This is a genomic window from uncultured Capnocytophaga sp., assembly GCF_963525585.1.
Taxonomy (GTDB): domain Bacteria; phylum Bacteroidota; class Bacteroidia; order Flavobacteriales; family Flavobacteriaceae; genus Capnocytophaga.
Window position 1 is genome coordinate 1 of the sequence record NZ_CAURLX010000021.1, and the last position, 23,231, is coordinate 23,231.

The following is a 23,231-nucleotide window of genomic DNA, read 5'->3' on the forward strand; positions in this document are numbered from 1 at the left end:
CAAAATAATAGGTTCCAGAGGATAAATAAGGAAAATAAGTACTGATACTGCTCTGAGGTGCTATCTTTATGGTGTTATTTTTGGTATTTCCTAAATAAAAATAATCCTCAAGACACTTATAGCAGCTATACAATACCCTTTCAGTATAGTGTTTTCCTTCTTTCCTGAAGCCCAGGATATGAATACTTGCTTCTTTATTTTCTTTTTTCAGTTTGGAAAATAGTTGTATGGTATCCGTAGTGGTATTCCTAATCTCCATAAGGGGTGTATGTCCTTGTACTCTTAGTGTTACATTCAAAAAAGGTTTATTTTGACTATACATAAAAGCAGGAAAGCAGAGGAAGTAAAACAAGATACTAAGGGGTTTCATAAAAATCATTTTTTAGCCATTCCATACATAGCTATTACTGGGATACAAAGTAATTCTAAGAATAACAGCAATCCTATTAGCATAATGAACCACATAAGCTACGCGTTTTGGATTGTTTTCTCCAAAATGATATACAAAAAATGATACTTATCAGTAATTGTAAGACAGTAATAGGCAATATAATCTGAATAGGATAGGCAAACTTGCTATTATCATACCTTAAAAGTCCCCAAACTGCTATAAGATAGACACAAAAAAGTATAAAGGCTATTGAAATATTATATTTCCAAAAAACTTTTATTGAATTATTTATCATTAGTTATGGGTCTTTTATGGATAAATAGTGTCATCAGAAAGCATATAATCAAGCTAAAAATGAGAAATGCAAAAAGCCCTATGGTCATATCATTTATACTTTTCATAACATTGGTTTCTATTATATCTTGCTTACTATTGGATTTTAATCCATAGGAGCTATAAAATACAACAGATAATTGCAGGATAATATATATACAAGCAAAAATAGTGATAGACTTATTTTTTCTCTCAACTGTATTTCTCTTGTTTCTCAAAAGAATATATCCCCCCAATAGGAAGATGATTAAAACATTGGTTATGGAAAAAAAGGCAACTTTATCAGCAAAACTATATATTACATCTGTGGTTGTGGAGCTAACATTGTCTTCTATTTGAAATTTTAGGGATACATAGCACCCCATAAGATACATAATATCAAAAACAATAAAGAGCAACAACCCCAATATAATTAGTATTTTGATGATATTTTTCTTCATAGTAATTTTTCATTATCTCTCTTTCTGACAAAGGGGTCTCATTATCTTTCCCTTGTTTGGGTGATACTGAAAAAATTTTGAAAGGGTTCAGTTAATTATATCCTTTAGCTTCCAGATTGCCTCAAAGTAATCACGAGTATTAGAAAGGCGCGGAATCTTATGTTGCCCTCCCAGCTTGCCGTTTTCTTTCAGCCAGTCGTGGAAGAGGTTTCTTCGGGCAATGTGTATCTTGGGCATAGCAAGGGTCATATCGTTATAGCGTTTGGCTTCGTAATCGGAGTTGAGCGCTTTCAGGGCAGTGTCCAAGGTGCGGGTAAAGGCTTCTATATCCTCAGGAGCGGTTTCGAACTCAATAATCCACTCGTGCCCACCGCTCTTGTTACCTTGCATAAAGATAGGTGCCACGGTGTATTCGATTATGCTACAATGGTGTTCATGGCAGGCTTTCTTAAGGGCTTCTTCGGTGTTTTCTATGATAAGCTCTTCGCCAAATACGTTGATATGGTGCTTGGTACGTCCTGTGATCTTGATACGATAGGGCGAGGTAGAGGTAAAGCGCACGGTATCACCTATTTGGTAACGCCAAAGCCCTGCATTGGTAGTAATCACCATGGCATAATTCTTTCCTGTTTCTACCTCCCAAAGTGGAATGGCTTTCTGAGTAGGAGTTCCATAGGTATCCATAGGAATAAACTCATAGAAAATACCATAATCTAGCATCAGCAACATTTCGTCGCTATTATTTCTATCTTGTATAGCAAAAAAGCCTTCGGAGGCATTATAGGTCTCGTAATATCGGAAATTATCCGAGGGAATCAATTCCTTGTATTGATCTCGGTAGGGGATAAAACTTACCCCTCCGTGGAAATATACCTCTAAGTTTTTCCATATCTCCAATACATTTTCTTTGCCTGTATAAGCAAGTGCTTGCCTAAGAAGTATCATCATCCACGAGGGGACACCTACAAGGCTGGTTACATTTTCCCGTGAAGATTCACTTACAATAGCTTTCATTTTGCTTTCCCATTCGCTCATCAGAGACACTTTTGTAGAAGGAGTACTGCTAAATTCTGCCCAAAAAGGCAAATTGTCTATCAATATGGCTGATAAATCTCCGAAAATAGTACCGTTTTCCTCATAAAGTTCTTTACTCCCTCCTAATCGGAGGCTTTTTCCGGTGAAAAGATTCGAATCAGGGTTGTTATTGAGGTATAAGCAAAGCATATCTTTCCCTGCTTTATAGTGACAATATTCCAAAGCTTCTTCGCTGACAGGGATAAACTTACTTTTAGCATTGGTGGTGCCACTACTTTTGGCAAACCACTTGATAGGTGTAGGCCAGAAGAGGTTGGTTTCCCCACGGCGCGTGCGCTCAATCATTGGTTCTATATCTTCATAGATGCTAATGGGCAAGCGAGAGGAGAAATCCTCATAGTTACGGATAGATGTAAAATCATATTTCTTGCCTATTTCTGTTCCCTGAGCTGTCTCAAGGAGCTTGGCACAGACATTCTCTTGTACTTGGTGCGGACGCTTGACAAATTCTTCTATCTGGTCAATACGCCTACGTAAGAACCAAGAAGCAATCGTATGAACAATGGTTAAGGGCATAGCTTATTTATTAAGGTTAGGGGCAAGTTTGGCAGAGAAAACTTCTAGAAAATGCCGTAATATTTTTTCTTTGACTTCTTCCAAATCAACGGAATGTCCTAGTTCGGCTTGTAAGGATGTTACTGCTTTGTCGGAAATTCCGCAAGGAATAATATAGTTGAAATAGGACAAATCGGTATTTACATTTAGGGCAAATCCGTGCATAGTTACCCATCGCGAAGCCCGTACGCCCATTGCGCATATTTTTCTAGCTAGCGGAGTTCCCGTATCTATCCAGACACCTGTTTCGCCCTTGCTACGTTCTCCTTTGAGTCCATAATCGGCAAGAGTTAGGATAATTACTTCTTCCAAATAGCGTAAATATTGGTGAATATCGGGGAAAAAATTGTCCAAATCCAGAATAGGATAGCCTACTACCTGTCCTAACCCGTGATAGGTGATGTCTCCACCACGATTTACCTTATAAAAAGAGATATTTCGCTCCTTAAGAAACTCCTCACTCATCAGTAGATGCTCCATTACACCACTTTTTCCCAAGGTAAGCACGTGTGGATGCTCTACAAAGATCAAATAGTTCGTTGTGGGTATAGGGGAGGGGAGGTTACGGTTAGCCATCTTCTGGGCAATAATAGCTTCAAAGAGCTCTTCTTGTGCTTCCCAGGATTCCTTATAATCTCTAAGTCCCCAGTCTATTAAGGTGATTTTTTTGTTCATCAAGTATTTTCTTTTATAATAAATGATTTTTTTTCTTTATTTTTCTTTTTCAGTACCCTTTTTTAGCTCCCTTCCCCACGAGGGGGCTATGGGGAGGTTTCCTGTGGAAGGGGTGTGTGAACGAGAATATGAGAGGTAAATATAGTGAAAGTAGAAGGTAATATAGTAACAAAATTCTTTTTACAATTTTCCGGCTTACACTAACAAAACTCCCAGAAATTTCCTTGCAAAGGTAAGACTTTTTTGGGAAAGAACACTTGTTTTAGTAAAAAATTGTATCTATATCTTCTGAAGTTTGGAAGAATCTGTTTGGTGTCAAAAGATGGGAAAGTTCTATAATCATATTACTTATAAGGGCGATACTATTCTTACTTCCTCTTGTATATAAGTTTTTTGCTTAGAAGCTTTACAGTTCACCTTAAGGCATAAAGCTATGAAATAACAGCTATCTCAGCTCAACCTTCCTTTAATACCATAAGACTTTCGAATCTGTATTTGTTAAGGAGTTGTTGATTTTCTTGTAGGAAATAGACTTTTCTATACCTAATAATATTATATAGTAACTTAGGAAGAACTTTCCGTAATAAAAAATTGTAAGGTGTGTGATTGTAGTATAGGCTTCTCATCTCCAAGTACAGAAATAATTAAGAATACTCGGAATAGAAACTTTTATTTTAAATCTGTTGATATAAAAATATTTCTAAATAGCAAAATAGTAAAAAAGTAATTTATTGATATTTAAGTAGTTATGAATTAAAAATATCAAAATAAAAAGAGTTTTCAACAAAAAACACTTCTTTGTTAATATTTTTTTGTAAAAAAAAGGTGAAATATAAAAGGTGTAAAGAAAAAATATTCTATATTTTGCGCCCAAAGTATCATATTAAATAATTGTAAGATGATAGAAAAGTTAAGAAAATTGCGAACAACATTTGTGAAATTACTCTTTTTCACATTGTTAGCTTCATTCTCTTCTGAATTGATAGCTCAGGAACAGTGTACTACAATGCCTGAACCTGTAGCTTATACACTGGTGAGCAGTACTACTTCAAAAGTAGTTGAGTATGCTACTATTAGAGAAGTTAGAGTTACACGTACAATGACAACACGAGGTAACAATGGGGATCAGATTATGTATTCCAATCAGGATTATACCCCAACAGAGACTTATTGTGGAAAGAATCGTAAGAACACTTTTGGTAATAAGCGTTATCCTTTTATGGACTCTAATAAAGTCTTTAAGATTGTCTATGAATTTAGTAAACCTGTTAATGATGTGGAAATGTTTTTAGCTGCTTTTGGTTACAATGGAGCCCGAGAGAGCTGGAAATCTACTACTCCCCATCTAGATGTTGTACAATTCTCTGTAAATAAAGGAGAAATACAATTGATAAGACGTTCTGTTTGTGAAGGGGTTAATGTTAGCATCAATGGATCTACAGTGTCTTCTGTTGATACAAAGACTACAGATGTGAAAGTAGGCATCACATCTTCAATTCCTTTTACAGAACTTACTTTGCAATATTTAGAGCCAAGTGGTCAAACAGGAGGTTATGGATTTTTTCCCGAAATCTGTTTGGCTTCTGTGGTTACTCCTATTAGCGATAGCAACTGTACAGTTCCTAATACAGGAGATCCTTTTAGTACTTTTCCCATAGATACCAAAACTATTAATGATATTTCAGTAAAACGTACAGTGGATAGTGGGATAGGAGCTTCTGGGTCATTTCCTGGTTCTCATTGTGGTGGTACACAGATTACTTATCCTTCTAAGGATCCTCTTTTGAAAGACAATAAAAAAATTGTCTATGAATTTGGAGCTCCTATTAAGAGTGCTGAGATCTTTCTATTGGCTTTTGGGGATAATCAAGCTGTAAATACTTTTGATAAGACACAGTTTGAGGTAGATGGAGGCGGAACAATTAGTCTTTCTAAAACCTACGATTGTAATCCTATAGCTTCTAGCATCAATGGAAATATAGTGAGTAGTGTGAACAATAGAAAACTTACTACGGATGTGGCGATAAAAATATCGTCTGATAAACCGTTTAGTAAAATTACTGTTACAGACAGAGCGAGTACTGGTCACGGTTACTTAGTAGCGCTCTGTCCTTTGTCTGTTACTAAGGCTACTGATAGTGATCTAATCGTCTTGGATGCTGCGGCAAGTACCCTTACTAACCAAACGGTTTGTGAGGGAGAGGCTCCTACCACCTATAAGGCAAAAGCAAATGCAACAGCTTTCGCTTCTACAGCTAAATTTGACTATGTACTTGAAGTTAAGAAATCAGGTACTACCAATTGGGTAGCTGTGGAAACTAAGTCCAATGTTACTCCAGGAACATTGCATACTTTTACAGGAGAGAAGTTTAAGAAAACCAATTATAATAATGCTAAGGTAAGGGTGAAGTATGTCTATAAGAATTCACTTTTCTCTTCTGTAACGGGAACTGTTTATTCGAATGAAGCTACTCTTACAGTGAAAGAAAAGGCTTCTATTACTTCTCTTATAGCTTCACCTACTTCTCTTAACGAAACGGGGGCAACCAATATCGTCTATACGATTAAGGGTACTCCAGGGGCAACTGTTACCTACAATATTAATGGAACTACTGGTACCAAGGTGCTTGATAGTACTGGAAATGGTACAGTACCAGCCAATAACCAATCAGTTAAAACTACTCTTACCATCACAAAGGTAGAGAAGACAGGACTATGCTCACGTGAGAACCTTACCTACAAGGCAGAGGTGGATCACCAGGGCAATGGATGTACAAGCCATCCTACTCCTCAGTTTCCTAAGGGAAATAATACCAAAGCTACACTCAATGGAGTGGAAGTAACACGTACCTTGGACGGAACTCCTAACTATTTTCCTACCCAAACTTATCTTTCACAATATAATCTATGTACCCCAACTCTTATAGATGGGCACCCTGCTATGAATGAGCATGGGTTTAATAAGGTTACTTATACTTTTGCTAAACCTATTACCAAGATACAAGTATGGCTTTCTGGCTTTGGTAGTACAGAACCTGATAAATTAGATGAAGCAGAATTCTCTATAGATTGTGCAACAGCGAACCTATCACTTTCTGTAACAGATTGCAATAACACACCAGAGGCTACTTTGGTAACTAAGAGCGGAGGTAGAATTACTTCTAATTCAACAAAATATTTCCAAGCGATTGTACAGGTAACTGCTGATAAACCTTTTACTAAGTTGGAGGTAAAGGAAGGAACAGTAAAAGGTTTTCAAGGTTACGGCTACGTGGTAGAACTTTGTCCTACTTCATTACAACTTCCTAAAATTACAGTAACTCAAGACCCTGCTGAGCAAAAGGCTTGTGCAGGAAGAACAGGAGTTACATTCTCTGCCAATGCTAAAATAGCAGGCATTACAGGAAACTTAGGAGTTCAATGGGAACGTACCAAAACTCCTACTACAGAAACCTCTTGGGTGAGCGCACCTGGAACTGCTTCCGGTACTGTTAAGGCAGATGGTACTGGTAGTACAACTCTTACTTTGGGAACAATAACTGCTACAGATGAGAATTTTTACTATCGCGCAAAATTCACTTATAGTGAATGTGGAGCAAATATTACTAAAACCTCTGGATATGCAAAACTTATTTTTGTAGCCCCATCAGATGTTATCACTATTAATACTCCTAACTATAGTAATATAAGTAATGTATGTACAGAAACAAAGACTATTAACGCAAAGGCTACAATTGCACCAGCCTATGTAGGGAATATTAAGAATCTAGGTGGCGGAAACTTCTTTTCCTATGAGCTTCAGTACAAGGCTAGTGGAAGTACTAGTTGGGTAAATTATCAACTTCCTTCAGGGGGAGCTCTCCAAACTTATAGTAATAATGCTAATGGTAGGGAGCGTACTTTTACAATTAACCCCGCTAATGTGCAAACAGGTTCAAGCTTTAGAGTAAAGTATACAGTAAGTATTACTACTTTATGTGATGATATTACTCTATATTCTAATGAGTTTACCTATACTAAGAAAGCACCTACGACTATTACTACTCAGCCTATTGCTCCTGCTACAGCCTATTGCAAGGGAGCTACGGCTACAGCACTGTCAGTAGTGGCTACAGGGGATGGTACCCTTACATACCAGTGGTATAGTAATACTAGTAATAATAACACAGGGGGAACCCCAATCTCTACAGGAGGAACTCTATCTACCTATACCCCTAATACAGGGACAACAGGGACAACCTACTATTATGTAAAGGTGACAGGAGGTTGTGGAGTAGTAACTAGTACTCCTGTAAAGGTAGAGGTAAGTCAGATTACCCCTCCTAGTGTATCAACAGCTACTAAGACTGAATGTCCTACAGCTACTACTACCCTTTTTGATATGGCTAGTCTAGTAACACCAGGTGCAGGTTATACCCTTAAGTGGTATGATAATGTTACAGGAGGAACAGCAACGACTACTTCACCTAAGGTGGATAGGAAGCAAACAGCTAAGCATACAGTAACTAAGTATGTGTCCCGAGTAAATGCTCAAGGATGTGAGAGTGATCGACTATCAGTAACCTACATAGTAGATATCGCAAGTACAGTGACTCCTACTGTGACCCTTCCTTCAACCAATCTGGTATTGGATTGTCGTGATGGTTCCTTAGCTACTAAGGTGAATACTTGGCTTAACTCAGCATCTGCTAGCACGAGCTGTGGAGTAGCTACCCTTACTAATAACTATAATGCAGTGAGGCCGTCAGACCTATGTAGTGCTTCAGAGGTAGAAGTAACCTTTACTGCTACTGATGCTTTTGGGAAAACTACTACTGCTAAGAAGAAAATTAAGTTTGTCTCTATAGTAGCAAATAATGATACAGCTACTGTGGCACGTAGTGCAGGAGGTAGTATAGATGTACTTGCTAATGATCGTATCAATGGTCAACCAGCAACAACTGCCAATGCAACCGTTGTTATTACCAATGCAAATGGTTCTGGAGCTACTGTTAATTCTGCTACAGGTAAGATAACCATCCCTGCAGGTAGTGTATTGCCTGCTACTTATAATATTAAGTATAAGATATGTGATAAGGTAAATACCTCTATCTGTAGTGCAGAAGGAAATCTTGCTCTTACAGTAACCAATAGTAGTATAGTTGCGGCAAATGATACAGCTAAGGATGTAACCTTTAGTACCTCAGAGCAGTATGTAAAAGTAACAGGAGGAACTTCAGACCTTAATATTCTTGATAATGATAAACTAGGAGCAACTACAGGATTAAATACTACTCAGGTAGATATTATACCTACAAATCCAACAGGAATTGCTATAGAGACTACTACAGGTAAGGTGAAGGTAGCTGCCAACACTCCAGCAGGTACCTATGAAGTGAAGTATAAAATCAAGGAGAAGGGTACTAATAACGAAAGTACAGAGACCAGCTTTACTGTCATTGTTAGGAATGCAGTACAGGCTACTAGTACAGCTCCCACTCATAGTGGTAAGCCTTCTACAACTAGTACTCCAACGGATACTGGAAGTATACTAGGAAATATAAAGATTAATGGTAATACCCCTGCAATAGCAGATGTAACCATTACATCAACTCCTCCTAGTCCATCACCAGGAGCTCCTTCTAATACAGTACCTAGTATCAATACAACTACAGGAAAGGTAGAGATCCCTAAGGGAACCCCTTCAGGTACCTATACAATTCCATATACAGTATGTGATAAGGCTACTCCATCTACTTGTACAACTGCCAATGCTAAAGTGACAGTAACGGATAATACAATCACAGCAGGGGCTGATACAGGAGCAGCAGTAGAAAAATCAGCTACTTCTCAAACAATGAAAAATGCAGCAGGAACTAGTGACCTGAATGTATTGGATAATGATATCTTAGGAACAACTACAGGACTGGATAATACACAGGTACAGATCATTACTACAGTTCCAGTTACAGGAATCTCTATAGATTCTGATGGAAAAGTGAATGTGGCACCTAATACTCCTGTAGGAACCCATACTATTAAATATAAAATTAAGGAAATAGGTACCAATAACCAGTCAGCTGAGTCTACTCTTACTGTAGTAGTGAAGAATAAGGTAACCAATGGAGATGACACTTATACAGGAGCGGCAGCTACCAGTCCTACTCAGCCAACTATTGCTGGTAATGTATTGAATAACATAGAAATCAATGGAGTAAAACCTCCTATGAGTGATGTAACCCTACGAGTAGTAACTCCTGCTACAGGAACTACTATACCACGCTTGAATGTAGGTACGGGGAATATTGAAATTCCTCAAGGAACCCCTGCAGGTACTTACACTATCAAGTATGAGGTATGTGATAAGGCTACTCCTAAAACTTGTAAACAGGCTACAGCTACTGTAAAAGTAGGAGCTAATACGATTGTGGCTACATCCGATGATTTTAGTAACGATGCAGTAACTTATACTACTTCAGCTATAGAAGTGAAACGTAATGGAACCGCAGTGAATGTATTGAGCAATGATACATTAGCAGGAATAGCTCCAACAACTACTCAGGTAGATATTGTTGAGGTTACACCAAGTGATACGCGTGTAACAATAACACCTTCTACGGGAAGAGTTACAGTAGCAGCTAATACCCCTGCAGGTACCTATACTATAGACTATAAGATAGCAGAAAAAGGTAATGCTGCTAACAAATCAGCTGTAGCTAGAGTAACTATAGTAGTGAAGAATAAGGTAGAGACCAATAATGCTACTTCTACACACAGTGGTAAACCTTCTGTAAGTAATACTCCAACAGATGCAGGAAGTATACTAGGAAATGTGAAGATTAATGGTAACACCCCTCCAATAGCAGATGTAACCATTACCTCTACCCCTCCTAGTCCATCACCAGGAGCACCTTCTACTACTGTACCACGTATCAATACCTCTACAGGTAAGGTGGAGATTCCTAAAGGAACCCCTTCAGGCACCTATACGATCCCTTATACAGTATGTGATAAGGCTACCCCATCTACTTGTACGACAGCATCTGCTAAGGTGACAGTAAATAATAATACCATTGATACAACAGGTGAGGATTATAGCAGTACCCCTGCAGAGAAATCGGCAACGGCTACTACTCTTAAGAACGCCTCAGGTCAGGAAGTAAATGTACTAAGCAATGATACCCTTGAAGGTATTCCTGTGGGAAGTCTAACTACCGATAATGTAGAAATTGTTAATATTACTCCTAGTAATCCTAATGTAACTATTGATCCAGCTACAGGTAAGGTTACTATTGCAGCGAACACTCCTGCAGGTACTTATACTATTAAGTATAAAATTAAGGATAAAGGAACCGATAATACATCTGACGAAGCTACTGTAACTGTAGGTGTTAAGAATAAAGTAACTATTACTCGTACAGACTTCACAGGTACACCTTCTACTAATGGTACTCCTACTGTAGCAGGGAATATATTAACCAATACTAATATAGATGGTAGTACCCCTACTGCAGGAAATGTAACCATTACAGTTCCTAATCCAGCTACTGGAGCTACTACAGTACCACGTATTAATACAACTACAGGAAATGTAGAGATACCACAAGGAACTCCTGCTGGAAATTATACAATTACTTATCAGATATGTGATAAGAATACCCCTGCAGGATGTGCTAGCCAGACTACTCAGGTAACAGTAACGGCTAATACTATTACAGCAGTGGCAGATAACTATAGTACCTTTAAGGTAGAAAAATCTTCTACTACTTCTCTTGTGAAAGATGCAAGTAACCAACCTGTAAATGTATTGAGTAATGATATATTAGGTAGTGTAACAGGTCTTAATATTACTCAGGTAGAGATTATTGATCCTAGTTCTGTAACTCCTATCAAGATTAATACTGATGGTACAGTGGCAGTATTACCTAATACAGCTAAGGGAACCTATACCTTAACATACAAAATTAAGGAAAAGGGAACATCTAATCAATCTGCTACTCCAGCAACAGTAACTGTAGTGGTAATTAATAAAGTAGAAATACCTACTCCGAATGTATTTACAGGAACACCTTCAACAAACAGTACTCCAAATGTTATAGGAGATGTTCTTACAGATGGAAATGCGAAAATTAATAATACTCCAGCTACTATAGCTGATGTTACCATCACAGTAGATACTCCAGCTACAGCTATAGGAGGAGCGCCAGTACCTGTTATTAATACAACAACAGGAAAGGTAGAAGTTCCTCAAAATACACCTAATGGTAATTATACTATAGTTTATACTGTTTGTGATAAAAATGCGCCTGTTACTTGTAAGCAAGCTACAGCAACCATCAAGGTAGGAACAGATCTCTTAGTGGCAAATGATGATAATCATAGCAATAACTTTGCCCCTGTAGAAAGAGCTACTTCACCTACTTCAGTAAAAGATGCAAGCGGTAATGTAGCAAGTGTATTGACTAATGATAAGAGAGGAAATAGAACAGGACTAGATAACACTTTGGTGACAATTAATCAGACAGTTTCAACTCCTTACCTTACTCTTAATACAACTACAGGAGGTGTAGAGGTAGCTTCTAATACTCCTGCAGGTATATATACTATTAAGTATACACTTACAGACAAGGCTAATACTAGCAATGTATCTGATGAGGCTACAGTATCTGTCATAGTCAAGAATAAGGTAGAGGTAAATGTTGTAACTATTACTCCTAGTCAACCTTCAGCTACTAATACACCTAAAGAAGTTGGAGATATTCTCGATGGTGTAAAAGTAAATGGAGTGAAGCCTAATCCATCAGATGTGACAATTACTGTAACTACTCCAGCGAACTCTGGAGGAGCTCCAGTACCAGCTATCGATGAAAATACAGGAAAGGTAATAATTCCTAAGGGAGTTCCTGAAGGGGTATATCCGATTACTTATGAAATTTGTGATAATGCTACAGGTCTTGCAAAAACTTGTAAATCAGAAACTGTTCAAGTTAAGGTTAGTCCAAGTACTATCCAAGCTCAAGTTGATGAACAAGCTTCTGCTACTCCATTCAGAATAGAGAAACCTACTGTATCTACCATAGTTAAGAATGGTGGAAATGATCTCAATATCTTAGATAATGATAAACTGAATGAAAGAACAGGCTTGGATACAGATGTAGTAACCTTAGAACAAGTGTCTTCTACTTCTCCAGACGTGAATATAGATACTACTACAGGTAAAGTGATTGTAAGTCCTACTGTTTCTGCTGGAAATTATTTAGTGACATATAAGATTACTGAGATTGGAACCGGCTTATCTTCTACGGCACAAGTAAGAATAGCAGTAGTTAATAAGCTTGAAAATCAAGATGCTACATATACAGGAAAGGCTTCAACAAATACTACTCCAACTGTAGCTGGCAATGTACTGACCAATGTGAAAATCAATGGAATAACAAATCCAGCTATTACAGATGTAAGCATTGCTATAACTACTCCTGCAACGCCTACTCAACCAGGAGCAGTAGTACCTACTATTGATACTGCTACAGGCGAAGTGAGGATTCCTCAAGGAACCCCAGCAGGTAATTATACAATTGCTTATGAAGTATGTAATACACCTGACCCTCAAGCAAAAGTATGCCAACCTGCTACAGCTACTGTTACAGTAGGTACCAATACAATAGATGTACAACCAGACGCTCCTAGCAATCTACCTAGAACAGGAGGTAAGGTAAATATATTAGATAATGATAAGATTAATGGTACTCCTGCTACCACTGATAATGTAACAGTTACTATTATAGATGATGATGGTACAGGGGCTACTATAGACCCAGATGGTAAAATTAATATACCTAGTGGAGTAGCTCCAGGAGAACATATCATTACTTATAGAGTATGTGAGAAGAATAATAGCACTAATTGTCAGTCAGGAACTATTAAGGTAGTAGTCCCTTCTACTATTGAAGTAAATTCTGACGGTGATAAAACTATACCTGGTACTGGTGGAACGATAGATGTATTAACTAATGATAAGATTAATAATATCCCTGCCACTACCGATAATGTCACTATCACTATTACAGATGATAATGGTACAGGTGCTACTATAGACGCAGATGGTAAAATTAATGTGCCAGGTGGTCTCACTCCAGGTGAATATACCATTACCTATAAGGTATGTGATAAGAACAATAGTAATACATGTGAGACAGGATCTGTGAAGGTAGTGATTCCTTCTACTATCGTAGTGACTCCAGATGGAACTCCTACTGTACCTAGTACCGGTGGAACAGTAGATGTGCTAGGTAATGATACTATCAATGGCAATCCTGCTACTAAGGATAATGTAACAGTTACCATAACTAATGATGATGGTACAGGAGCTACAGTGGATGCTGATGGTAAAATTAATGTACCTAGTGGGGTAACCCCAGGAGAACATACTATTACTTATACAGTATGTGATAAGAATAATACAAATACTTGTGAGACGGGAACACTTAAAGTGGTAGTACCTTCTACTATCGTAGTGACTCCTGACACAGATGCTACTGTACCTAGTACAGGAGGAAAAGTAGATGTATTAGGTAATGATACTATTAATGGTACTCCTGCTACCAAGGATAATGTAACGATTACTATTACAGATGACAATGGTACAGGTGCTACTATAGATGCAGATGGTAAAATTAATGTACCAAGTGGTATTACCCCTGGTGAATATACTATTACTTATAAAGTATGTGATAAGAATAATGGTAATACTTGTCAGACAGGTTCTGTTAAGGTTGTAGTTCCTTCTACAATTGAGGTGAATCCAGATGGTAATAGATCTGTACCAAGTATAGGAGGTAAAGTAGATGTATTGGGTAATGATAAAATTAATGGCAACCCTGCTACTACTAATAATGTAATTATAACTATTACAGATGATGATGGTACGGGAGCTACAATAGATCCAGATGGTAAAATTAATGTACCAGGAGGACTTGCACCAGGAGAACATACCATTACCTATACAGTATGTGATAGAGCAAATCCTACCAATTGTCAGACGGGTACAGTAAGAGTAGTTATTACTACTTCTAACATTCAGATAAATCCTGATGGAAATAGTACAGTCCCTAGTACAGGAGGAACAGTAGATGTATTAAGCAATGATACTATTAATGGCACCCCTGCTACTACTGATAATGTGACAATTGCTATTACTGATGATAATGGTACAGGAGCAACCATAGATGCAGATGGTAAGATTAATGTACCAGGAGGCCTTACCCCAGGTGAGTATAATATTACTTATAAGGTGTGTGATAAAGCAAATAGTAATACCTGTGAAACAGGTACTGTAAAAGTGGTTGTCCCTTCTGCAGTAGTAACTATTGCAGCTCAGGATGATGGAACTTGGAAAATAGGTACTCTAGGAGGTCTTACACCAAGTGTATTGGATAATGATACTTTAGGAACCAAAGTAGGACTTTCTGCTGATGATGTGAAAGTAGAATTTACTACAGGACGAGGTTATAATGAGGATCGTTATTTGGAAATGAATAGTGATGGACGTATTACAGTGAAACCAAATGCACCTCTAGGAATACATAGATACTACTATACAATTATAGATAAGACTGATAGAACTCGTTCAGCTTATGCTATAGCAACTATAGAAGTGGTAGATTTTGCAGCTGCAGAAGATGTATTTGATTATCCTAATCCTAAAGCAGGAGTTACGACTCCAAGTGTATTAGCAAATGATGAGATTAATGGAAGAAAGAACCCTACCATAGGTACAGATGTAACCTTTACCCCAGGTACTTCAAGTAATTCACAATATATTACTATGGATGCAGAAGGTAAGATTACGATAGCTCCTAATACACCTAATGGAACTTATACTCATACCTATGAAGTTTGTAAGATAGATGGTTCAGCTTGTCAGACAGCTACAGCTACTATTAGGTTATATGATGCATTGGAAGCAAAGAATGATGATTTCTCCGCTACCCCTGTACAATCAGCTGTGAAAACAGTTGTAGGAAATGTATTGAATAATACAGTTAATGGAAGCGATAGTCTAGCTGAAGAGCCTATTACAGATACTTCCTTGGTTCAGCTTTCTATAGTAACTGATGGAGGACTTACAGGAGTAGAGCTTGCTACCAATGGAGATATTTCAGTGCCACAAGGAGCTCCTTCAGGAACTTATATAGTGAAATATCGTATCTGTCAGGTATCAGATATGACTAATTGCAAAGAAGCAATTGTTACTATTGTTGTAGCCAATGATACTCCATTGAAGGTATTTAATGCAATATCAGGAAACGGAGATAATCTTAATGATGGATTTATTATTGAAGGAATTGAAGCCTATCCTAAGAATATACTTAAAATCTTCAATCGTTGGGGAGTATTAGTGTATGAAAAAGAAGGATATTCCAACTCAGAACCATTCAAAGGCTATTCCAATGCAAAAGGTGTTATAGGTAAGGATAGCAAGCTCCCACAAGGAACTTACTACTATATCCTAGAGTATGTAGATGGTAATAATCATTCACAACAGAAATCTGGATGGCTCTACCTTAAAGAGTAAAGATAGATTAAAGTGGTAAATTAAGAGAGTGTACTTGAAAAAGTACGCTCTCTTTGCTTTATTATGGATAAAAAGATGTACCTTTGTAGAAAATTTTGTGAATGAATACTATCTATACTTTTCTGACTTATATAGTAGATGCTTTCTTACCTATTCTTTCTTTATTTAGTAAAAAAATTAAGTTTTTTTACAGAGGAAGAAAATTAAGTTTTTCTCTTTTACAAGCTCATATTTCTCCTGAAGATAAGGTAATTTGGATTCACACGGCTTCTTTGGGTGAATATGAACAAGGATTGCCTATTATTAAGGAGCTTAAGAGGAGGTTTCCTGAAAAAAAACTGGTGGTAACCTTTTTTTCTCCTTCAGGATATGAGGCTAAAAAGTATAGTAAAGATGCTGATTTACTCCTATATCTACCAATGGACTTACCTAAGCGAGTAAATCATTTTTTAGACCTATTACACCCAGAAATGGCTATATTTATCAAATATGAATTTTGGCAGAATTATCTCTATGCGCTTAAGAATAGAGGTATACCTACCTACTTAGTTTCGGGTGTTTTTCGTCAGGAACAGTTGTTTTTTAAGAAGAGAAGTTTAGGAATGCGTAAGGTGCTTTCTTGTTTCACTTATTTTTTTGTACAGAATGAAGGAGCTAAGCTATTATTGCAATCTATAGGGTTCTCTAATGTAATGGTAAGTGGAGATACTCGTTTTGATAGGGTATTAGAGATTCTTTCACGAGATAATAAACTTCCTTTTATGGAACAATTCTTGGGAGTAGCTCCTTGTATGGTTTTTGGGAGTTCCTGGAAGGCTGATGAAAGTGTTTATTTACCTTTTCTAAACGCTTATAAAGGTAATATGAAGTTTGTAATAGCTCCACATCAAGTAGGGGATAAAAACCAAATAAATACTCTTAAAGAAGCTATTAAGAAGCCTACTATACTATTTTCAGAAGCTCAAGATAAGGATTTATCTGCATATCAGGTTCTAATTATAGATACGATAGGCTTACTTACCAGAATATATAGCTATGCCTCTGTAGCCTATGTAGGAGGCGGAATGGGTACAAAGGGCTTACATAATGTACTAGAGCCGGCTGTGTTCCGTGTGCCTGTAGTAATTGGTAAGCACTATGAAAAGTTTAATGAAGCGAAAGAACTTATTGAGCGAGGGGGAATTTTTTCTATAAAGAATACTACAGAATTTATAGAGGTAGCTTCAACATTATTTACTAATGTTATCCGGAGGGAAAAGGCAGGACTTCTTAACTATAACTATATCAAATCAAAGGCTGGTGCTACGGATACTTTTATCCATTATATACTTGATAATTCTATTGAGCAAGAAACAGAGAATCCAAAAGGAGAGGAGGTCTAGATATTTTATTATATACCTTTTTACAGGAAATATTTTTTCGGTTTTTTTAGTTGGGTAGGCATATTTACTTCCTTTTTTATACCATACTTGTACCATATAATTTTTCTTATCATTCTTAAAGTAAGAAGAATCAGAAAAATTTTCTACTTGAGCGTTCTTTTCAAAGATAATTTTGGTTTTATAATTATTGAGTTCTTTAGCATATCCTATGGGAGAAATAGCTCTACTTTTGTATCTGTAGAAATCAATGGAATCCATCAATATAGTTTTTTTCTGATAAGAAGAAGGAGATATAAGAATATCATTCCGCTGTATAAGAGTAAAAATATTAGCCAGAATAGGCATCGCAATGATCCCTATTAGAAGAAAGCTAAGAAGGTATGAAATTCCTATAATCCTGCGAACAGCTTGTTTCATTTACTCACAAAATACAAAAACTATTCAAAATAATCTGAATAGTCTTATCAAATAGTTTTCAAATAGCACAAAAAATAAATAGGAGATTGAACTCCTATTTTATTTATTTCTTTTTCAAAAATTCATCAGCTAGTTCAGGAGCCATTACTCCTTCTACAAAGGTATAAGCACCTGTTTTTGGAGATTTTACCATTTTGATTACTTTGGTTAATCTCTTAGATTTTCCTTGTAAAGTTGCTACTGTTTTCTTTGCCATAGTTATTCTTATTTAATTTCTTTATGAACAGTCATTCTCTTAAGGATAGGATTGAATTTTTTAAGTTCTAATCTATCTGGAGTGTTTTTTTTGTTTTTGGTAGTAATGTATCTTGAAGTTCCTGGCATTCCAGAATCTTTATGTTCAGTACATTCTAGGATTACTTGTATTCTGTTACCTTTCTTTGCCATTGTTATAATTGTTATATTATTTTATAAATCCTTTTTCCTTAGCTTCTTTAAGTACTGCAGAAATCCCTTTTTTGTTAATAGTTTTGATAGCGCTTGTTGAAACGCGTAGGGTAATCCAGCGGTCTTCTTCTGGAATGTAGAAACGCTTAGTAGTTAAATTTGCTTTAAATTTTCTTTTGGTTTTGTTCATTGCGTGTGAAACATTGTTTCCACCCATTGCTTTTTTACCTGTCAATTCACAAACTTGTGCCATTTTATCACTTTTTAGTTCATTATCTAATCGGGGTGCAAAATAACGAACTTTTATTGAAACTACCAAATATTTTTCGTTATTTTTTTTATTTATTTTCAATGGATTATTTTTCCGTCTTGCATTGTAAAAGTTTTATCAGCCATTTGGGCTAATTCAGTATTATGAGTAACAATCACAAAAGTCTGCCCTAGTTCCTCTCTTAATGTGAAAAAGAGTTGATGAAGATGCTGAGCGCTTTCAGAATCAAGGTTTCCACTGGGTTCGTCGGCAAAAATAACATCAGGCTGGTTCATCAGAGCACGAGCCACAGCTACTCGTTGTTGTTCTCCTCCTGAGAGGGCTTCAGGCTTATGTGATAACCGATGAGAGAGTCCTAAGAAATCTAATAATTCCTTCCCACGAGCCTGAGCCTCTTTTCTTGAAGTCCCTTTGATAAAGGCAGGAATGCATACATTTTCTAGAGCAGTGAATTCAGGTAATAGCTGATGAAATTGGAAAATGAATCCTATATGTTCATTACGGAATTGAGCCATTTTCTTTAGGGAAAGTTTTTTTATATCTATTCCATTGATTATCAGAGAACTATCCTCTCTAGGTGTCATTGTATCGAGAGTGCCTAAGATATGTAAAAGTGTGGTTTTTCCTGCTCCAGAAGCTCCTACAATAGAAACTACTTGTGCTTTTTCTACTTGAATATCTACTCCTTTGAGAACTTCTAAGGATCCAAATTGTTTGTGTATATGAGTAGCTTTAATCACTTTAAATATTGTTTTTAGGAGATTATTTAGGCACTTTGATGACATAGGTTTTTCCGCTTTTATTCTGAAGGGAAAAATCTCTTATCCAAGGGTTCAAAAGGCGAATAGTCTTATAATTAGTTTTATAAAGTTTAGCGAAATTTGCTAAATTGCTAATGGTGCTATCCACAGTGATATATTGAACAGGCTCTAATTCATAAAGTTGGCTTTTTTTGTAATTAAAACCGTATTTTTTAGGATGCTTCATAATTTCTTTAAGAGCTAGGATGCGAAATACATATCGTGAGGTTTCTTGATTAAGATGAAGGTCATAGTAGCTACTGACTTGTTGCTTATCAAGCTGAGTTCGTATACCATTTTTGCCCGCATTATAGGCAGCTGCAGCAAGTGTCCAGTTTCCCATTTCACTCTTGGCTTTTATCAGGTATAGACAAGCTGCTTCTGTTGCTTTTTCTAGATGATAGCGCTCATCCACAGTATCTTCCATTTCTAGGTTGTATTCCTTGGCAGTTCCTTTCATAAATTGCCAGAAACCAGCGGCACCTGAAGGAGAAACGACATTCTGTAAGCCACTTTCTATTAAGGCTAAATACTTGAAATCGTTAGGTACATTATATTTATTTAAGATAGGTTCAATGATAGGGAAGAACTTATGGGCTCTTTTGATAAGTAATAAACCATTGGACTGCCAATATACATTTACAAGTAGTTCGCGATCAAGGCGTTCGCGTACATCTGAGAGTTCTAAAGGAACAGCTTCTCCAGCGAAATCAAGCTTCTTAGGTAGGTCCCAAGCACGAATATTATAAGCAGGTAAGCTATCCCTTTCGCTGAGAGATTCTATCATCAGTGGATCATCCTCACTAAGGGTCAAAGGCTCTGTATCAGTAGGGGCAGCTACGGCATTGATAAGAATTAGGGCAATGGCAATCACTCCTATGTTATTGATAAATTTTTTTCCTATAGAAAGTACTTTTTTCATAATTTGATATTTTTATTTTATTGAAACTAATTATTTGTAAATCAACATTTTATGATAAATAGCGTTATGATATTTGCTTTGAATGTATTCAGTGGGCAAAGGTAACCAAAAATATTTATTAGAACGTAAAAAAAGAAAAATAAAATTTGCAAATCTTATTTTTCTTTTGTAATTTTGTAACCTGAAATGAAAAGGAAAAAGGGACATACTCATTTTTTAGTCTTTCTGCTACTTCTTTGTATGCTGAAAGTTACTTTCCCTATAGGTGAATTCTTCCATAATCACCATTCGGGAAAGGAGTTATGTACTCATATTACAGGTAAAAAATGCTTGCATGACACACATTTTTCTGCTTTGGAAAAGCATCATGATTGCGTTTTTCTTCAGTTGCACAATGCATTTTTACCTTCTCTTTTTCTATATCATTTTTCTGAATCTCTCATAACAATTCCTTATTTTTTTGAGGAAAAAGAGCCTCAAAATTTTCTTGTAGAGACTTCTACTAGAGGTCCTCCTTGCGTCTAAAATTCTTCAGTTTTACTCACAATAAATCCCTTGAAAACTTCAGTTGGGATTCTATGGGTATGTATTATCAAAAATATATAATTATATCTTAGTTATCTTATTGTTACAACCTACTTTATGCGAAAGATTTTAGGTTTTTTCTTCTTTGTGAGTGTTTTTTCTCTTTATGGGCAGCAAACACTTACTTTGAGGATAGAAGACGCTTATAAGCAACCTCTTGCAAGTGCAGTAGTTCATTTCATTGGGAAGCACTATATAAGTGATGCTCAGGGAAGGGTAGTTATTAGTAAGCTTTCCCAAGGGAAATTCCCAATTAAAGTAAGTTATCTGGGCTTTACAGATTATGAATCTATTATTGTAATTCCTGCTCCGCAACCTTATGTTATTACTATGCAGGAGGAGATAACCCAGCTTACAGGGACTGTTTTTGTTAAGAGAATAGCTAAGCCTGTAGAGGTAACTTCTTCTATTGATAAAGTAAAGCTACAACAGAAATCAGGAGAGGAGCTGGCTAAGGTGGTTTCCTCAGTGGCAGGTGTATCAATGATTCAGACAGGAGCCACTATAGCCAAGCCTGTCATTCATGGCTTGCATAGTAATCGCATTCTGATTCTTAATAATGAAGTCAGGCAGGAAGGACAACAGTGGGGCACCGATCACGCCCCAGAAATAGATCCTTCTATAGCAGATAAAATTACAGTAGTCAAAGGAGCTGAAGCTGTTCGTTATGGTTCTGATGCACTTGGAGGAGTTATTGTAATTGCCCCAAATAGGCTTCCTTATGGAGATGGCTTGCACGGGGAGCTTTCGCCTTCTTTTGCTTCTAATGGGCGTAAATTAGCTACGACATTTAAGCTAGAGAGTGCTATTCCCGGTTGGCACGATTGGGCTTGGCGCGTACAGGGAACTCTTAAGCGTTCGGGAGATATTCGTACTGCGGATTATGTACTGAATAATACTGCTGCACAGGAAGCTAATTTTTCGGTAGCTACAGGAGTCCAGAAAGAACAAGGTACAGCAGAGCTTTTCTACAGTAGGTATCAGAATGAAAGTAGTGTATTCTATGGTTCTCATATAGGAAACTTGGATGATTTGCTTCGTAGGTTTGAGGTAGGACGTCCTTTGACTACTTTTCCTTTCTCTTATAGTATAGAAGCTCCTAAGCAAAAAGTTATCCATCACCTTTTGAAAGCTAAGGGATTCTATTTTCTTCCTTTTGGAGGGAAAATTACGACACAATATGCTTTTCAAAAGGATATTCGTCAGGAATTTAGTGTTCGTAGGCTTGATAGAACCCGTATTCCTGCCTTGAATATGGAACTGACTAGCCATTTGTGGGAATTATTTTGGGAGAGTATAGGAAATTCTCATTGGAAGACACAGCTAGGGGGTAATTTTTCCTATCAACAGAACTATAATCAGCCTGGAACAGGAGTAGTACCTGTAATTCCTAATTTTACTTCTGTAGGTTATGGCGCTTTTATTATTGAGAAATATCATTCTGATAAATGGGATGCAGAGGCAGGTCTTCGTTATGATTATAAGTACTTGAATGCCGATGGTTATAATATGTATGGAGAGCGTTATGGAGGAGAACATAATTTCCATAATCTTACCTATTCCTTAGGAGGAAGTTATCAAGCAAGTCCTTCTTTGGGAATCAGTAGTAATATAGGAATTGCTTGGCGAGCCCCTCAAGTGAATGAACTCTATAGCAGTGGTTTGCATCACGGAGCAGGGACTTTCAACTTAGGAGAAGCTTCTCTTAAGCCAGAAACAGGAGCAAAGTGGATTACTTCCCTTAAGTATGAGCCTAAGCAAAGTGGTTTTTTCTTGAATATGGATATATATGCTCAAGTAATTCGTAATTATATCTATGATTATCCTACAGGAGAGACTCGTACTTTGTCCTCTGGGGTGTATCCTATATTCCAATATACTCAAGCAGATGCTTTCTTTAGAGGCGCTGATTTAGAGATTTCTCAGCGAATACTTCGTTGGGGAGCTAATTCCAATACGTTATCCTATGGGATAAGAGGTGCAGTTGTTTTTGCAAACGAACTCAAAACAAACCGATATTTTCCTTTTATTCCGGCTCCTCGCTTATCCCATTCTTTGGAATGGAAAGTAACTCCTAAAGGGCTTTTTAAGCATATTGAGGCAAGTGTAGGGCATACTTTTGTAGCTAAGCAAACTCGTTTTGAGCCTTCACAGGAGCTGGTGCCTACTACTCCTGAAGCTTATCATCTTTTTGAAGCATCCTTAGGTGGAACGCTTTCTATTACAGAGCATCAGTCTTTATCTGTAAGGGTTTCGGCTGAGAATTTACTCAATCAGTTGTATAAGGAATATACCAATCGCTTTCGCTATTATGCTCACGACTTAGGTAGAAATATTTCCTTAAGGCTAAGTTATAATTTTTAAA

At 36.9% G+C, this 23,231-nt stretch carries 13 protein-coding genes; 3 read left to right on the forward strand and 10 right to left on the reverse strand.

Annotation, left to right across the window (positions count from 1 at the left end; genetic code table 11):
• From RYK20_RS06330 to lipB, 4 genes are all read right to left on the reverse strand, one after another.
• On the reverse strand, positions 1-370 hold a 370-nt coding region (locus RYK20_RS06330), incomplete at its 3' end, for a hypothetical protein (protein ID WP_314894819.1).
• 305 nt (positions 371-675) lie between these two features.
• Positions 676-1,164, reverse strand: a complete 489-nt coding sequence (locus RYK20_RS06335; RefSeq protein WP_314894820.1) for a hypothetical protein — start codon at positions 1,162-1,164, stop codon at positions 676-678.
• A gap of 87 nt (positions 1,165-1,251) precedes the next feature.
• Entirely contained in the window at positions 1,252-2,775 is a 1,524-nt protein-coding gene (locus tag RYK20_RS06340) for a GH3 auxin-responsive promoter family protein (protein WP_314894821.1), read from the reverse strand.
• A gap of 3 nt (positions 2,776-2,778) precedes the next feature.
• Positions 2,779-3,489, reverse strand: coding sequence for a lipoyl(octanoyl) transferase LipB (gene lipB, locus RYK20_RS06345; protein WP_314894822.1), 711 nt, complete (start codon positions 3,487-3,489; stop codon positions 2,779-2,781).
• A gap of 898 nt (positions 3,490-4,387) precedes the next feature.
• Here lipB and RYK20_RS06350 point away from each other — a divergent pair.
• Both RYK20_RS06350 and RYK20_RS06355 read left to right on the forward strand, forming a co-directional pair.
• Positions 4,388-16,042 (forward strand): gliding motility-associated C-terminal domain-containing protein, encoded by an 11,655-nt coding sequence (locus tag RYK20_RS06350; RefSeq protein WP_314894823.1) that lies wholly within the window; start codon positions 4,388-4,390, stop codon positions 16,040-16,042.
• 101 nt (positions 16,043-16,143) lie between these two features.
• Positions 16,144-17,424, forward strand: coding sequence for a glycosyltransferase N-terminal domain-containing protein (locus tag RYK20_RS06355; protein ID WP_314894824.1), 1,281 nt, complete (start codon positions 16,144-16,146; stop codon positions 17,422-17,424).
• Here the strand turns inward: RYK20_RS06355 and RYK20_RS06360 are convergent.
• The 6 genes from RYK20_RS06360 to RYK20_RS06385 all read right to left on the reverse strand — a co-directional run bounded on the left by RYK20_RS06360 (position 17,332) and on the right by RYK20_RS06385 (position 20,281).
• A complete protein-coding gene (locus tag RYK20_RS06360) occupies positions 17,332-17,841 on the reverse strand; it encodes a hypothetical protein (RefSeq protein ID WP_314894825.1) in 510 nt (169 codons plus the stop codon). The genes RYK20_RS06355 and RYK20_RS06360 overlap by 93 nt on opposite strands.
• Positions 17,842-17,944: 103 nt before the next feature.
• The gene (locus RYK20_RS06365; protein WP_297979381.1) at positions 17,945-18,097 is read right to left on the reverse strand and encodes a DUF4295 domain-containing protein; all 153 of its coding nucleotides are present in this window, start codon (positions 18,095-18,097) and stop codon (positions 17,945-17,947) included.
• A gap of 8 nt (positions 18,098-18,105) precedes the next feature.
• A complete protein-coding gene (rpmG, locus tag RYK20_RS06370) occupies positions 18,106-18,288 on the reverse strand; it encodes a 50S ribosomal protein L33 (RefSeq protein ID WP_297979384.1) in 183 nt (60 codons plus the stop codon).
• A 16-nt stretch (positions 18,289-18,304) separates the two neighbouring features.
• Positions 18,305-18,541 carry a 50S ribosomal protein L28 gene (gene rpmB, locus RYK20_RS06375; protein ID WP_297979415.1) on the reverse strand — a complete coding sequence of 79 codons (237 nt, stop codon included), beginning with the start codon at positions 18,539-18,541 and terminating at the stop codon, positions 18,305-18,307.
• A gap of 95 nt (positions 18,542-18,636) precedes the next feature.
• Entirely contained in the window at positions 18,637-19,299 is a 663-nt protein-coding gene (locus RYK20_RS06380) for an ABC transporter ATP-binding protein (RefSeq protein WP_311456492.1), read from the reverse strand.
• Positions 19,300-19,321: 22 nt separating this feature from the next.
• Complete coding sequence (locus RYK20_RS06385; RefSeq protein WP_297979389.1) at positions 19,322-20,281, reverse strand: lytic transglycosylase domain-containing protein; 960 nt, start codon at positions 20,279-20,281, stop codon at positions 19,322-19,324.
• A gap of 642 nt (positions 20,282-20,923) precedes the next feature.
• Between RYK20_RS06385 and RYK20_RS06390 the strand changes: the two genes are divergently transcribed.
• Entirely contained in the window at positions 20,924-23,230 is a 2,307-nt protein-coding gene (locus RYK20_RS06390) for a TonB-dependent receptor (protein ID WP_314894826.1), read from the forward strand.
• Position 23,231: the final 1 nt, after the last annotated feature.